This window comes from Koromonas humicola, from assembly GCF_059726255.1.
Map to the genome: position 1 here is coordinate 495,709 of NZ_AP040873.1, position 15,157 is coordinate 510,865.

At 53.1% G+C, this 15,157-nt stretch carries 9 protein-coding genes, 2 tRNA genes and 2 rRNA genes; 11 read left to right on the forward strand and 2 right to left on the reverse strand.

The window, feature by feature from the left end; translation table 11 throughout:
• The first annotated feature begins 700 nt into the window (after positions 1-700).
• The 5 genes from AC6IZD_RS02190 to AC6IZD_RS02210 all read left to right on the forward strand — a co-directional run bounded on the left by AC6IZD_RS02190 (position 701) and on the right by AC6IZD_RS02210 (position 6,078).
• Positions 701-1,975 (forward strand): methyl-accepting chemotaxis protein, encoded by a 1,275-nt coding sequence (locus AC6IZD_RS02190; RefSeq protein WP_497786046.1) that lies wholly within the window; start codon positions 701-703, stop codon positions 1,973-1,975.
• 100 nt (positions 1,976-2,075) lie between these two features.
• A complete protein-coding gene (locus tag AC6IZD_RS02195) occupies positions 2,076-2,699 on the forward strand; it encodes a PAS domain S-box protein (RefSeq protein WP_497786047.1) in 624 nt (207 codons plus the stop codon).
• Between the two features lie 538 nt (positions 2,700-3,237).
• Positions 3,238-4,107 (forward strand): LamG domain-containing protein, encoded by an 870-nt coding sequence (locus AC6IZD_RS02200; RefSeq protein WP_497786048.1) that lies wholly within the window; start codon positions 3,238-3,240, stop codon positions 4,105-4,107.
• Between the two features lie 32 nt (positions 4,108-4,139).
• Positions 4,140-5,363, forward strand: a complete 1,224-nt coding sequence (locus AC6IZD_RS02205; RefSeq protein WP_497786049.1) for an Ig-like domain-containing protein — start codon at positions 4,140-4,142, stop codon at positions 5,361-5,363.
• Positions 5,364-5,409: 46 nt separating this feature from the next.
• Positions 5,410-6,078 carry an NUDIX hydrolase gene (locus AC6IZD_RS02210; protein WP_497786050.1) on the forward strand — a complete coding sequence of 223 codons (669 nt, stop codon included), beginning with the start codon at positions 5,410-5,412 and terminating at the stop codon, positions 6,076-6,078.
• 203 nt (positions 6,079-6,281) lie between these two features.
• Here the strand turns inward: AC6IZD_RS02210 and AC6IZD_RS02215 are convergent, their stop codons facing one another.
• Entirely contained in the window at positions 6,282-6,539 is a 258-nt protein-coding gene (locus tag AC6IZD_RS02215) for an acyl-CoA-binding protein (RefSeq protein WP_497786051.1), read from the reverse strand.
• A gap of 199 nt (positions 6,540-6,738) precedes the next feature.
• Here AC6IZD_RS02215 and AC6IZD_RS02220 point away from each other — a divergent pair, with 199 nt between their 5' ends.
• On the forward strand, positions 6,739-7,134 hold the full coding sequence (locus AC6IZD_RS02220; RefSeq protein WP_497786052.1) for an alcohol dehydrogenase catalytic domain-containing protein: 396 nt from the start codon (positions 6,739-6,741) through the stop codon (positions 7,132-7,134).
• A gap of 36 nt (positions 7,135-7,170) precedes the next feature.
• Positions 7,171-7,779 (forward strand): quinone oxidoreductase family protein, encoded by a 609-nt coding sequence (locus AC6IZD_RS02225; protein ID WP_497786053.1) that lies wholly within the window; start codon positions 7,171-7,173, stop codon positions 7,777-7,779.
• A 73-nt stretch (positions 7,780-7,852) separates the two neighbouring features.
• Here the strand turns inward: AC6IZD_RS02225 and AC6IZD_RS02230 are convergent, their stop codons facing one another.
• Positions 7,853-8,914, reverse strand: a complete 1,062-nt coding sequence (locus AC6IZD_RS02230; protein WP_497786054.1) for an acyltransferase family protein — start codon at positions 8,912-8,914, stop codon at positions 7,853-7,855.
• A 1,004-nt stretch (positions 8,915-9,918) separates the two neighbouring features.
• Between AC6IZD_RS02230 and AC6IZD_RS02235 the strand changes: the two genes are divergently transcribed.
• From AC6IZD_RS02235 to AC6IZD_RS02250, 4 genes are all read left to right on the forward strand, one after another.
• Positions 9,919-11,418: ribosomal RNA gene (locus AC6IZD_RS02235) — 16S ribosomal RNA — on the forward strand.
• A 233-nt stretch (positions 11,419-11,651) separates the two neighbouring features.
• Positions 11,652-11,728 (forward strand) — tRNA-Ile (locus AC6IZD_RS02240).
• Positions 11,729-11,748: 20 nt separating this feature from the next.
• Positions 11,749-11,824 (forward strand) — tRNA-Ala (locus AC6IZD_RS02245).
• 311 nt (positions 11,825-12,135) lie between these two features.
• Positions 12,136-15,084, forward strand: a 23S ribosomal RNA gene (locus tag AC6IZD_RS02250).
• Together the 16S and 23S rRNA genes with 2 tRNA genes alongside form the textbook arrangement of a ribosomal RNA operon.
• Positions 15,085-15,157: the final 73 nt, after the last annotated feature.

A 15,157-nucleotide genomic window follows, 5' to 3' on the forward strand; every position in this document is an offset into this window, starting at 1 on the left:
GCTCGTGCGCAGCGCTGAAGCACTTATTGCTCTCCGAGAGAAGGAAGAGTTGAGCGTACTGCCGGACTCTTCTCTTTCAGACCACGCGCAAGCCATGCGTGCGAAATGCTAACCAGTTCTGGCGAGCAGCATTCGAGTGAACGACTTACGTATTGCAGCCCTCAGCTATCCTGGCAATTTCTGCCGCTGCCGTCCCTACCTCATTAGCCTGAGCGCGCATTTTTGTGCTCGATGCCGAGGCTGACTTCCAGTGTCTCTTCACGAGGAAGCAACTTAACTTGAGCTCTTTGTAGTCGCGGGAAATCCGACGCTGCATCGTGATTCCGCTCGATTGATATGCGCATGATACAGGTATTCACTAAGCCGTTCACCCGGCGAAAGCTGCTCGGCAGATGCTCTGCAACCAGTGACTATGTGCCGAAAATAGTGAGTGCGGACTTCCGATGTATTTAAAGGTTTGCGCAAGATTAGCCGATGAATATGTCACCCACCGAAGGAGCCCTGCTTGTTCAACCTATTCAAAAAGCACTGGAGTATTACTGCCCGAATAGCACTGGGGTTTGCCGCCATTCTTGTCGGCGCGAGTATCGCAACTACGATCTGCTGGTTCTGCACAAATGGGGCATCCAAAGCTAATCAACTTGCACTCTCTTCCTATTCTCCGGTGGAGCAGCATGCCCGTGCTTTTGAACGAGAGATTTTGAATGCACGTATTCATTTCATCTACTTCGTGACAATTCAAAAGCCTGGGACAGAAGAGAAGGGCAGGGAGCGCTACGCAAACGCGCGACACGAACTTGATCAGTTGCAGTCCATGGTTAGCTCCAATGAGGCTCTTCGAGATCTTCAACCGGAAGTGGCGAAACTTGCTGAAGCATTTCAGGCTTATGACCCAGTCCTGAACCAGATACTCAGCGAGGTTGAGCAGGGTAGGACGAAAGGCCCAGCTATGGACAGCTTGATCGCCAATTGGGCTGATAAGGGTGGACAGTTGGTGAAAGGTGCCGGCGCTGTTCAGACTGCTGCCGTTGCAGGAAGAGATGGCGCACTGCAGCATGGTGCATCCTTGCTTGCGCTCTCTAATGTTTTTGTTTGGATCACGGAGATCTTCGGCATTGGCACGGGAGTCCTGATTGCAGTCTTTGTCTCCCGGAGTATTCGACGCGATCTCGCGCGCGCAGTGGACCAGCTTGCTCAGAGCACGGAGCAGGTGTCGAGTGCTGCTGGTCAGATTTCCAGCACTTCGCAGTCTCTGGCGGACGGGGCGTCACGACAAGCCGCATCGCTAGAAGAGACCTCGTCATCGACGCAGGAGATCTCTTCGATGACGCGTCAGAACGCCGATAACTCAACCAGCGCAGCAGAGATTGTCACCTCCGTCGAAGCAGAGGTTCAATCAACGAACGACCGGCTGAGAGAGCTTGCGAACTCGATACACAGAATCAACGGCTCAAGCGAGAAGATTGCGAAGGTGATTAAGATGATCGATGAGATTGCCTTCCAGACGAACATCCTTGCTTTGAACGCTGCAGTCGAAGCGGCCCGGGCCGGTGATGCGGGCATGGGTTTCGCAGTTGTTGCTGACGAGGTAAGGAGCCTTGCACAGCGCTGCGCTCAAGCGGCTAAAGAGACGAGCGCGCTAATTGAGGAGTCGATTACCAACTCGACCGAAAGCACTGAAAAGCTGTCTGCCGTCGAGTGCGGAATGAACACGCTCACGGCGAAGACTCAAACGGTGAAGATGCTGGTGGATGGTGTTAATGCAGCCAGCCATGAACAGTCACGCGGGCTTCACCATATCTCATCTGCAGTCGCTGAGATTGAGCGTGTCACGCAGAACAATTCCGCCAGTGCCGAGCAAGGCGCCGCCGCCGGTCAGCAACTGGCCTCACAGGCCGAGAGCCTCCGACAACTTGTAGTTGCCATGCAGACGCTTGTGCAAGGTGCGACACAGGATCGTATGTGTATTCAGTAATTCGCGGCTCCCAATGAGAAGCGGGACGTTAGCGTCGGATGAATTCAGCGGAAAGGTACATCACGCGTTGCTATAATCTCTGCTTCATTCGGAGTTGACGATGGGAAGCAATGCTAAGCGAGTAACCGGGCCAACCTTGAGAGATTCGCTCGCGATGCTTCACAACTCTGCCTACCTCGGTGTGGTAACGGCGGATATGGATCACATCATCGATGCCAATGCCGCGTTTCTCCGCATGATCAAATGCAGCCAGGAGGAATTAGAAGCTGGCGTGATCGATTGGCGGGCGATGACACCGCCGGACTCGCTGGCAAAGGACGAAATAGCTTTACAACAACTTCGGCAGTACGGTGCTTCCGTGCCGTTCGAGAAGGAATACATACTTCGCGACGGGACTCGTCTTCCGATGATGATGGGCGGAATTCGCCTGAATGAAGATCCGCTAGAGTGGATGTGTTATGTCGTAGATCTCACGGATCGTAAACGCGCGGACGAAGCGGAGCACACAGCACGAGCCCTACAGGCGCGGCAAGCTGTGGTAAATCAGATTGCTCACGAGCTCAACAACCCTCTCCAGGCGTTAACGCTATTAATGCACTCGATGAGTCAGAATTCGGAAATCCAGGCTAATCCTGAGCTTCGAAAAACGCTTATTGATGCAGACAATATGCTCAACAGATTGTCTGCACTGGCGCGTGCAGTACTGGCAGCAGGAAACGTATAGCGCGCAAGGCAAGCTCCCTCGCACGCCGATTCAACGGTCTGATTCATGCTTAATATCCAACGAACAACTATTCGCAGCATCCTGCAATAGTTTGAATAGCTGGCTTGCACTGCACTCGTCGCGAACAGACCGTTTTCAACACAACGATGGAAATTCGTGTGGAGAACCTGTTGAGATAGCGAATTCGATCGCTTTCAATGCGGAGTTCTTCAATTTGCCTTGAAATCAGTGCATGCGTAAATCGTCCATCCCATAGAACGTTGTCATGCCACTAAGGTGTCACTTCGAGTGCTGTCGTGGAAATCCTGAACCTTGATTCTGTTCGCTACCCTCGAATTTCAATGAACTGAATTTTTCATTTCAATCGATTCTTCTGTTGCACACGTGCAAGTTACAGCCACAGGCGTATCGCTTCTGGTTCTCCCGAACAGATGTATCGCTGAGTAGAGAAACCCAAGTGTGCTCCTGTCGTCATCATAGGGGTCACAAACACAATTACACGGCAGTACGGCCCGCCCGTCTGTTGGGAGAGTCCACGATGAAAGTATGTATTAGGACGACAACCGTCTTCTCGATGCTTCAACTCGTTCTATCAATCGCTATCGCTGTGCAACCAGCTGTGGCACAGAATCCGGTCGGATATTGGAAGTTCGACGATGCTTTTGGAAGTAAAGCGGCCGACTCGTCAGGCAGTGGGCGTCCGGCCACACTACTCAACGGTGTGGGTTGGATAACAGGAATCAGCGGCCGGGCAGTTACAGCAAGCTCGTATCGTCATCAATATGTCAGCATTCCGGCCATTGACTTGAGTGCAACGAAAGCCACAACTATCGCTTTCTGGACGAACCGCCGTTACTCCACCGTTGGCGGACATACGTTGATCTCGGCTGGCAGCAACTACAGTACATCTATAACAGGATTCGCGATTCTTCCAGATGACAACGCGTGTGGTGGTATCCGGGTGGCATTGCGCGGTGATCAGGGAACAACGGCGAACTGTTATCGCCAGCCATCATCCGGAGCATGGCACCATCTCGTTGTGGTGATCGACAAGTCGCAAACTGCGGGGGATGCAATCAAGCTGTACATCGACGGTAATTTGCAGAGCGTGAATCGAAGCCTCAGTGCTGCTACTAACACAAATAAGCTCGGCAATAATCCTCTCTATCTATTTTCGCGTGGCGGAACCGCAGAATATACTTCCGGCTCCATTGATGATGTTCGGCTGTACAGTACAGCACTCAGCTCCAGCCAAGTTCAACAGCTTTACGACTGGATGGCTTTGAGGTCGCTTGCCGTATTCCTGCAGGCACTCAGCAGTCGTTCACCGCGACAGGGACTTACCGCGACGGTACGACAAAGAACCTTACGAATGCGGTCATCTGGAATTCTAGCGCTGCTCCTGTAGCAACAATTACCAGCAGCGGTCTGGCGACTGCGATGGCAGCAGGTACGTCAGTCATTAGGGCGAGCGATGGCGCGATCACCGCATCGACTAACTTGGCCGTCACTCCTGGAACAAAACAAAGCACACTCGTATCTCTGACCGTAACACCGAGCTCTCCTTCAATTGTGGCCGGAACGCAGCAGCAGTTTGCCGCCATCGGCAAATACAGCGACGGAAGTCAGCAAGACATGACCAATTCCGTGACATGGAGCTCAAGCGCTATATCGGTGGTGACGATCAACGCTGCTGGGCTCGCAGTTGGAGTGGCTGCCGGAAGCTCCACGATCAGAGCTAGTTCGGGTGCCATCAATGGCTCGACAGGACTCACTGTCACAGCCAAAGCCGGAGGCCCAACATTGGTGTCGATTGCTGTGTCGCCGCAAAATGCGTCGATAGCTCCAGGTGCACAACAGTCATTTACGGCCAACGGCACATACAGCGACGGGACGCAAACCGACCTGACTAGCACGGCCACGTGGAACTCGAGCTCAACCTCCATAGCTACGGTCAGCAGCGGGGGAATCGCTAAAGGTGTGTCCGCGGGGAATTCAAACATTGAGGCGACGTCGAATGGCGTTATTGGAACCGCTGTCCTTAGCGTCACGGGAATAGGCGCGAACAGTCATAGCACCAACTTTCCCAACGCCGAGAATCCTCTTTCGGAAGGCGCAAGTTGGTCTTGCGGAGGCACGGTAGGTCTGGACTGGCATGATGTACAAACAACGCCGGGTCTTGCCTGGGGGACTCAGTTGGGAAATACATCCTACGATGATTCCATCTGTGCCCTCAACGGTGCTTGGGGACGACAGCAAACGGCACAAGGAACCGTGAGGGTGAATGCGTCCGACAATAGTGCGTTTGAGGAAGTGGAGGTCTTTCTGCACCTCACAATCGCACCGCACAACGCTACGGGGTACGAAATCAATTGCTCAGTGAAGCCGGGGAACCCGTACATTCAGATTGTGCGGTGGAATGGTCCGGAGGGAAGCTTTACCTTGCTTGATGGCTCAAGCGCGTATTACTGCAAGAGCGGCGACGTGCTCAAAGCGACCGTGAACAGCAATGGTGTGATCACGGTTTATCACAACGGCACAGCGGTGACATCGACGACAGATAACACCTATACGGCCGGTGCTCCCGGAATTGGCGTGTACCTTCAGGATGGGACAGGTCCCACCAGCAACTTCGGATTCTCTTCTTACAGCGCTACGGAATGAGCGACGTTCGAGGCTGACTAGATTGGCGGCTCGATATGAGCCGCCATTGTATTTGCAGGAAGGAGATCAGTTCGGTCAAACTGATTGTCAAGTTGCTATTCTAGTGATGATTGCAACGCAAAAACTTGCTGTTTGCTTTTGGTCTGTGAAGCCAAAGGGGAGCTTCTTTCGGATGGATGAAGAAATCGATCTCGTGGACAGCCAAGGACGTGCAACGGGGGTGCGAAAGCCGAAGACGCTAGTTCATAAACATGGTGACCGGCATAGAACCGTACACATCTGGATCCTTAATCAAAACGGTGAACTGCTCATTCAGAGACGTGCGGAGGCAAAAGAAAATTACCCGAACCTGTGGGACATCTCCTGTGCTGGACATATCTCGGCAGGCGAGACTTCTCTGCGAGCAGCCGTACGCGAGTTGAAAGAAGAGTTGAATCTACCTGCGAAGCAAGAGGACCTTGAATTCCTCTTCACGGTGAATGGCGAACGCCTTGTTCTGAATAGTGGAAAGTATATCGACCATGAATTTCAGGACGTTTATTTGCTGCGGGTGAATGCTGATGGTTGGACTTTGAAACTGCAAGATGAAGAAGTCGCCGACGCAAGGTGGATTCCGTGGCAGGAACTGCAAAGAAATGTGATCGAATCAGGATACGACTTTGTACCGCATGAAGAGGAATATAGAAGCTTATTTGCTGCTTTACGCGAGCGCTAAATTGCCCGGCCGCATCCCTCAGTAGTGGGCATTTTGACTTGGCTTACCGGAAACTCTCTGCCACGATCACGTGCACTTTTCGCTCTTGCAAGGTCGGCGAGAATCAGCTGTTTGCCATCGGGCGCATGACTGCGCTCGTGCATTATCGACATATGTCAATAGCGCATGAGCACGACACCGTTAAGGCGCAGCGCAGAGGCTCTTCATGACCTCAGGGAATGCACGAGGTCAACATACTGCTGCATCGCTTCCTGCTCTGATGTGCCCTTAACCTTGCTCCACGCTTCGAATTTAGCCTTGCCGACAAAGTCGAAGCCTCCCGGACCTTCGCCTTGGGCGTCGCCTTGAGTAGCCTGCTTGAAAAGTGCATACAGTCTGAGCATCGTGTCATTGTTCGGCCGCTGCGAGAGATCTTTTACGTCCTCTTGAGCCTTTAGAAACTCTTCCTTCAGATTCGACATGAGTCTCCTTTCGTTTTGGGCAATCTTGATATGAGAACCGCATTCAACTCGGTCGCCCCAAGTGAGAGCAGAGATAATATGAGCCAACAGCTTCGGCCGCACAAGAGGAAGGTCTCGCGCGGGTGCGGCTGAAGCGGATGCTCTTCCCGAAGCTTTTGGATTTGATTCGATAACCAAACGTGTTGAGGTGCGAGGGCAAATGGCAGAACAGGCATTTCGTCGCATGATCTTTCGGCGACACGGACCGCCTTCTGTATTCGAGTGGGATGATGCTCAATTGCGCCCGCTTGCGGCGGGTGAAGCATTGATCCGCGTTCGAAACATTGGCGTGAACTATGCTGACATCATCGCTTGGCGTGGTTATTACAAGTGGATCGGTAAACCTCCAGCATGTCCGGGGTTTGAGGTCTCTGGCGAAATCATCGCCAAGGCCAGCGATGTCGAACTTCCTGTTGGTACGCGTGTTGCCGCTGTCACCCGATTCGGAGGCTATTCGCAGGCGGTGATAGTGGGTGTCGATAGATTGATTCCCATTCCGGATACGATGTCTTTCGAAGTCGCAGCGGCTTTTCCTGCTGTTTACATCACTGCTTAAGTGAACGTGATGCGCATACGCGCAGGAGAATCGATTTTGATTCAGGCCGTAGCAGGTGGCGTCGGGACCGCTGCTCTACAACTGGCTCGCCACTTTGGGCTTACAACATATGGGACGGCAAGCAGCGCCGCAAAGCTTGAATTCGCGCAGGAACGGGGACTGCAGCATGAGATCAACTACATCGAAGAGGACTTCGAAGCAGCCGTGATGCGCATGACGGATAACAAGGGTGTGCAGTTCGTGCTCGATTCCCTTGGTGGGTATGGTCTTCGCAAAGGGGTGAGGTGCCTTGCGAATGGAGGACACTGCGTCACCATTGGAGCAGCGGGCGTAGTGCCTCCAGTCGGACACGGACTGGCAGCTTTGCGCGAGTGGAGGCGGGTCGTACACGACTTCATACGAGGCGGCGTTTACCATCCATTCAAGTTGATTGAACGAAACGTAGGCCTCTCCGGAGTTCAGGTGCTGTTGCTTTGGGAAGAGACAAACATGCTGAACTCAATTACTCAGCACCTGTTGCAGCTATACGAACAAGGCGCAATTCGCCCGATAGTGAATGCAGTGTACCCACTTGAGGAGGTTGCGCGAGCGCATGCATTGATGGAGTCGCGCTCCTCCGTGGGCAAGGTTGTGCTGCAAGCATGAGGACGGTGGCATGTTTTGAGGCGCGCCCGTTCGAATCGGCTCGCAACCAACGGTTCACATCGGCGGCGTTGAATCAATCGTTGCTCGCCGCCCCAGCTAACACCTCATCCCCGCAGGGCGGAGAAGAAGCGGCGCTATATAGCTTCGCTTGTTGCCGTGGGCTGGAGAATCTCGACCTGAGAGGCAAGTCGATCAGGTACAGGACCAACACGGCGAGCACGAGAGGTGCGACGAGCAAACACGTACTGCTGCGAATGCCAATCGTAAGCATGGCAATAAGCGCTGGAAGGTGAAACAGGTAAAGCGGGTACGAGATGTCGCCCAAGAGTTCAAATAGGCGAGCCAATTTGCCGGTTACGATCACATCCGTACTCAGGACGAGCACAAAGATTGAGAAGAATAGCGGGAGTCCCCAGTTCTTGTTCAACGCGAGTGCCAGAGTCGCAGGAAAGGCCAACATCGTGAATCCCAGAGGCGTTCTTCTCAACCTGAAGTAAAGAAACCCACTCATCCACATCCAGGAAGAGACCAGCAGAATTCTCCAATTTGCGAGAGTCTCGATGCCGCCGCTTGGGGGTTGAATAAACATAAATGCGACGAAAGAGGTGAGAATCAGAGCGAAGAGCGCTGTCGTGGGTAGCTTTCGGAGTTGAGGGGCAACCATGTAGTGCCACCACTCCGGACTGAGCGACCAGAGCGGGCCATTGAAGGGAATTGGCCCGCTTATGACGCTCTGAAGCATCAGGAACGACGCGACAATTGAAATCGTAGACGTGCCGGGAACGTGTTCACCAAGCGGCCATGTGAATGAACCTGATGCCGAGTGATGGGTTACAAGCCACTGAGCGAGCAATCCGAACACAACAGAAGCAAGGTACATCGGCCATATTCGGATAAATCGTCGCCTATAGAAGCCGACTCTCTCCCTTTCAACACTGGCAGCGATGCTGTATCCGGAAAGCACAAAGAAACCGAAGACAGCGCTGCTCGGATTCAGATGATCGGCCCTGAAGATCGAATGAATATCGGGCTTGATCAGCATGGAGTAGTGCCCGAGGACGACCACAGACGCGAGGAAGAACCGCCAAGCGGCAAGGATGCTCCAGTTTGTTTTGGGGGCGACGGTGGATGTCATTTAGGAAACCAGCTCAGGCTCTTTCAATGTTAACGCAAGAAAATCGGCGTCTGCGTTTTTACTACCCGCGCGTGAGATTTCCACGAAAGCTACCGGGTGGGGGAGTTGCAAGCTGCGTGCTGATTTGTTACAACAATGAAGCACGACACGGCGCTAGAGGCGCTGGGCGGCGGGAGCCGCGATTGATATTTATCAGATTTTTTGTAGTGATTTTCGGACGAGTTGAGATCTGTATTCCATCTTTCCGTTGTGAATCAAACTAAATTGAGAGTCGACCAGCGACGGCAGCGTGGCTGCGATAACTGCTGGGGACTTGGCGCGCGAGTTGCACGAAGCGTGAGAGTTTGATATCAATAGAAAGTCGACGAGCTGCTGCGACGTGATCGAGTGTGCGGCTGTGTCGGATGTGAAGTTGCAAAGCTTCAGCGGATTTGATAGAGTCTGAGAGTTGCAAATGGTTCGACGAGGCGAGTCGAGACGAGTTGACAGGGCCGAAGCGGTTCTGATAGCTTGAGAGAGTTGCAAGCGGCCCGGCCACGGGCGAGCGGGACAGAGTTTCCCGGCAGGATTCAGCGGTAAAGCGCAGAATACCTTCACTGATCTTTAAGTTTGAGCATGCTCTTTGCGGTAGCGCGGAAAACGCAGCAAATCGCAAAGGGTGACAATATCGCGCGCTCCGCAGATAAATCGAAGCGTAGAGCGAATGCATCCCAATTCATCCGATGGCTCTCTGGCGTAGTTCAAGCGCTGGGGGTTGCGATCGCGTCTGCGGGGCAATCAAGCGATATTGCATAAAGGTTTCGAGGACAGACGATCCATGAGGATCGTCGTTCACCGAGAGCGCCGCCTAGTGCGGGAAAACGCGATCGGATCTTTGACAACAGGTTGAACGTGCCAGTCGTGAGAAGATGCTTGAGATTTATTTCGAGTGATCTCACAAGATAAGGTTTGTCGATAGATTCTGTCGATAAACGGTTTCCGACCTCCGTCGGAAACAACAGGTTTCAAACGAGAGTTTGATCCTGGCTCAGAATCAACGCTGGCGGCGTGCCTAACACATGCAAGTCGAACGAGAAAGTGGAGCAATCCATGAGTAAAGTGGCGTACGGGTGAGTAACACGTGACTAACCTACCCTTGAGTGGGGGATAACTTCGGGAAACCGAGGCTAATACCGCATAACACCGAGAGGTCAAAGGAGCAATTCGCTTAAGGAGGGGGTCGCGGCTGATTAGCTAGTTGGTGAGGTAATGGCTCACCAAGGCAATGATCAGTATCCGGCCTGAGAGGGCGCACGGACACACTGGAACTGAAACACGGTCCAGACTCCTACGGGAGGCAGCAGTGGGGAATTTTGCACAATGGGGGAAACCCTGATGCAGCAACGCCGCGTGGAGGATGAAGTCCCTTGGGATGTAAACTCCTTTCGACCGGGACGATAATGACGGTACCGGTGGAAGAAGCCCCGGCTAACTCTGTGCCAGCAGCCGCGGTAATACAGAGGGGGCAAGCGTTGTTCGGAATTATTGGGCGTAAAGGGTGCGTAGGCGGTGCGGTAAGTCTTTTGTGAAATCTCCGGGCTCAACTCGGAGTCTGCAGGAGAAACTGCCGTGCTTGAGTATGGGAGAGGTGAGTGGAATTCCTGGTGTAGCGGTGAAATGCGTAGATATCAGGAGGAACACCTGTGGCGAAAGCGGCTCACTGGACCATAACTGACGCTGAGGCACGAAAGCTAGGGGAGCAAACAGGATTAGATACCCTGGTAGTCCTAGCCCTAAACGATGATTGCTTGGTGTAGCAGGTACCCAATCCTGCTGTGCCGCAGCTAACGCGTTAAGCAATCCGCCTGGGGAGTACGGTCGCAAGGCTGAAACTCAAAGGAATTGACGGGGGCCCGCACAAGCGGTGGAGCATGTGGTTCAATTCGACGCAACGCGAAGAACCTTACCTGGGCTCGAAGCGCAGTGGACTACGGTAGAAATATCGTTTTCCCGCAAGGGACTGCTGCGTAGGTGCTGCATGGCTGTCGTCAGCTCGTGTCGTGAGATGTTGGGTTAAGTCCCGCAACGAGCGCAACCCTTATTGCCAGTTGCCATCATTTAGTTGGGCACTCTGGCGAAACTGCCCCGGATAACGGGGAGGAAGGTGGGGATGACGTCAAGTCCTCATGGCCTTTATGTCCAGGGCTACACACGTGCTACAATGGCAGATACAAACCGTCGCAAGCCCGCGAGGGGGAGCTAATCGGAGAAAGTCTGCCTCAGTTCGGATTGTAGTCTGCAACTCGACTACATGAAGCTGGAATCGCTAGTAATCGCAGATCAGCACGCTGCGGTGAATACGTTCCCGGGCCTTGTACACACCGCCCGTCACATCACGAAAGTGGGTTGTACTAGAAGTCGGTGAGCCAACCGCAAGGGGGTAGCCGCCCAAGGTATAACTCATGATTGGGGTGAAGTCGTAACAAGGTAGCCGTAGGAGAACCTGCGGCTGGATCACCTCCTTTCTAAGAGAGAACGTCATGGCACTCGCGCGACCTTCGGGTTTAAATATGCGTGGGATGTTGTCATGTACCCTGACTTGAACCCTACCTGTGGTTCAGTTGGGATTCTCGCTCGAATCTCTTGCTTAAGACATCTGCATGATGGTCCGGATCAGCTTAGCTGGTCCGCACGTTCAACCTTGTCCTCGATCTCTTTTCCAGTAATTCGGATTTAGATGTAGGGCGCCAGCGATCCTGGGCCTGTAGCTCAGCTGGCTAGAGCGCACCCCTGATAAGGGTGAGGTCGGTAGTTCGACTCTACCCAGGCCCACCATAACCTCGAACGCAATTTCAGGGGCTGTAGCTCAGTTGGGAGAGCGCGTGCTTTGCAAGCATGAGGTCACCGGTTCGATCCCGGTCAGCTCCACCAAGTTTCTGAATCCAAACGGAACGCTGTGCTATCAAACGGTACACGTTCAGACAATCTGTTTAAAGTTGGGCAACAACCGATGGTTGGCGTCGAATCTTGAACAGTAATGTTCTCCGCGAGAAGCGGGGCGCGGTAAGACGCGCAAGCGATGTTTGACAACTGAATAGCATTGGGATAATTACAAGGCTAAGTTTAAATTTTATGAGTGCCTTAGAATCAATGCAGACGTCGTGAGACGTCGCAGGTGATTGGAGAGGCCAATAAGATTTACGGCACCAACGACGTGAGTCGATGTGCGGAGTAAATTTTATGGTCAAGCTACTAAGGGCGCACGGTGGATGCCTTGGCAGTAAGAGGCGATGAAGGACGTGGCAAGCTACGATAAGCCTCGGGGAGCCGCAAGCAGGCAGTGATCCGGGGATTTCCGAATGGGGAAACCCTGTACGGTGAACCCGTACAACGGCCCGATGAATACATAGTCGGGTACGAGCAAACCCAGGGAAGTGAACCATCTCAGTACCTGGAGGAAAAGAAAGAAACCTCGATTGCGAAAGTAGTGGCGAGCGAAATCGCAAGAGCCTAAACCAGTCCTACCTTCGGGTAGTGCTGGGGTTGTAGGGCCGACAATAGTAGAGTTACCAATTCATTTGTTAGTCGAAGCCCTCTGGAAAGAGGGGCCATAGAGTGTGACAGCCACGTAGGCGAAAGCAAATGAACTCGAAGTCGGTACCTGAGTACCGCGGGGCACGTGAAACCCTGCGGGAATCCACGGAGACCATTCCGTAAGGCTAAATACTACTTACTGACCGATAGTGAACCAGTACCGTGAGGGAAAGGTGAAAAGAACCCCTGCGAGGGGAGTGAAATAGTACCTGAAACCGTGTGCCTACAAGCAGTGGGAGGGCTATGCCCGTAAGGGAATGCCTGACCGCGTGCCTATTGCATAATGAGCCGGCTAGTTATTCTTGTCAGCAAGGTTAAGCGGAAGCGAGCCGTAGCGAAAGCGAGTCCTAATAGGGCGTTAAGTTGGCAGGAATAGACGCGAAGCGGGATGATCTACCCTTGGCCAGGTTGAAAGTGGGGTAACACCCACTGGAGGACCGAACCGGTGTTTGTTGAAAAAAGCTCGGATGAGCTGAGGGTAGGGGTGAAAGGCTAATCAAATTCCGTGATAGCTCGTTCTCTCCGAAATAGCTTTAGGGCTAGCCTCGTGCGATTTGCAGTGGTGGTAGAGATCTGGATGGACTAAGGGGCTTTCCAGCTTACTGAATCCAACCAAACTTCGAATGCCATGGACAACCAGCACGGGAGTCAGACGGCGGGGGCTAAGCTTCGTCGTCGAGAGGAAAACAGTCCAGATCGCCTGCTAAGGTCCCCAAGTTCTAGCTAAGTGGGAAAGGATGTCGGAACGCCCAGACAGCCAGGAGGTTGGCTTAGAAGCAGCCATCCTTTAAAGAAAGCGTAATAGCTCACTGGTCAAGCGGTCCGGTGCCGACAATTCAACGGGGCTAAAGCTAGACACCGAAGCAGCGGATGCGTCGTAAGACGCGTGGTAGGAGAGCATTCCCAGCGGTTTGAAGCGAGATCGAAAGAACTCGTGGACTGCTGTGGAAGAGACCCTGCCGGCATAAGTAGCGATAACGGAGGTGAGAACCCTCCGCGCCGAAAGTCTAAGGTTTCCTGAGGAAGGTTAATCCGCTCAGGGTTAGTCGGTCCCTAAGGTGAGGCCGAAAGGCGTAACTGATGGACATCCGGTTAATATTCCGGAACTCCCATGATTTCGTTATCACGATGGGGTAACGCAGAAGGATAATCCCGGCCACATATGGCTATGTGGTTCGATACGTGTAAGCCTGATTTGGTAGGCAAATCCGCCAGATCTTAAGGGTGAGACGTAAAGCAGTCCCGTACGGGGCAAAGGGGATGAGTTCACGCTGCCAAGAAAAACCTCTAAGGAGAAATCAGGGGAACCGTACCTCAAACCGACACAGGTAGACGAGGAGAATATCCAAAGGCGCTCAAGAGAACACTCGTTCAGGAACTCGGCAAATTAACCCCGTAACTTCGGGAGAAGGGGTGCCTCACTAGGGTTTAAAGCCCGAAGAGGCCGCAGCGAATCGCGCACGGCGACTGTTTAACAAAAACACAGGTCTCTGCAAAGTCTAAAACGACGTATAGGGGCTGACGCCTGCCCGGTGCCGGAAGGTTAAAGGGAGAGGTTAACCGCAAGGTGAAGCTTCGAACTGAAGCCCCGGTGAACGGCGGCCGTAACTATAACGGTCCTAAGGTAGCGAAATTCCTTGTCGGGTAAGTTCCGACCTGCACGAATGGCGTAACGATCGTGCGACTGTCTTAACGAGTGACTTGGCGAACTTGTAGTACCGGTGAAGATGCCGGTTTCCCGCATCTAGACGGAAAGACCCCGTGCACCTTTACTATACCTTCACTATGAATTATGGACTTTGCTGCGCAGGATAGGTGGGAGGCTTTGAACTCAGGCTTTTGGGCTTGGGGGAGCCAACGGTGAGATACCACCCTGTGAATTCTGTGATTCTAACCTACTCCCGTTAACCGGGAGAGGGACATAGTGAGGCGGGTAGTTTGACTGGGGCGGTCGCCTCCTAAATTGTAACGGAGGCGCACGAAGCTACGCTCAGGCTGTTTGGAAATCAGCCGTCGAGTGCAATGGCATAAGCGTGGTTTACTGCGAGACCTACAAGTCGAGCAGTTGCGAAAGCAGGTCATAGTGATCCGGTGGTTCTGTATGGAAGGGCCATCGCTCAACGGATAAAAGGTACGCCGGGGATAACAGGCTGATCGGAGCCAAGAGTTCATATCGACGCTCCGGTTTGGCACCTCGATGTCGGTTCATCGCATCCTGGAGCTGTAGAAGGTTCCAAGGGTTAGGCTGTTCGCCTATTAAAGCGGTACGTGAACTGGGTTCAGAACGTCGCGAGACAGTTCGGTCCCTATCTGGTGTGGGCGTAGGAGATTTGAGAGGGCCTGTCCTTAGTACGAGAGGACCGGGATGGACGAACCTCTTGTGTTCCAGCTGTCGTGCCAACGGCATGGCTGGGTAGCGAAGTTCGGTTGTGATAACCGCTGAATGCATATAAGCGGGAAGCACTCCTCAAGATTAGATCTCCCAATCCAAAAGGATCAAGAAGGGCACAGGAAGACCACCTGTTTGATAGGCTGGATGTGCAGGCGCGGTGACGCGCATAGCTTACCAGTACTAATCGCCCGTTCGGCTTGACCATAAAATTTACTCTGCGCATGGAGCGAACCTGCTCCTGCCTTGTGTCCTAATGCTATTTAGTCGTGAGACATCGC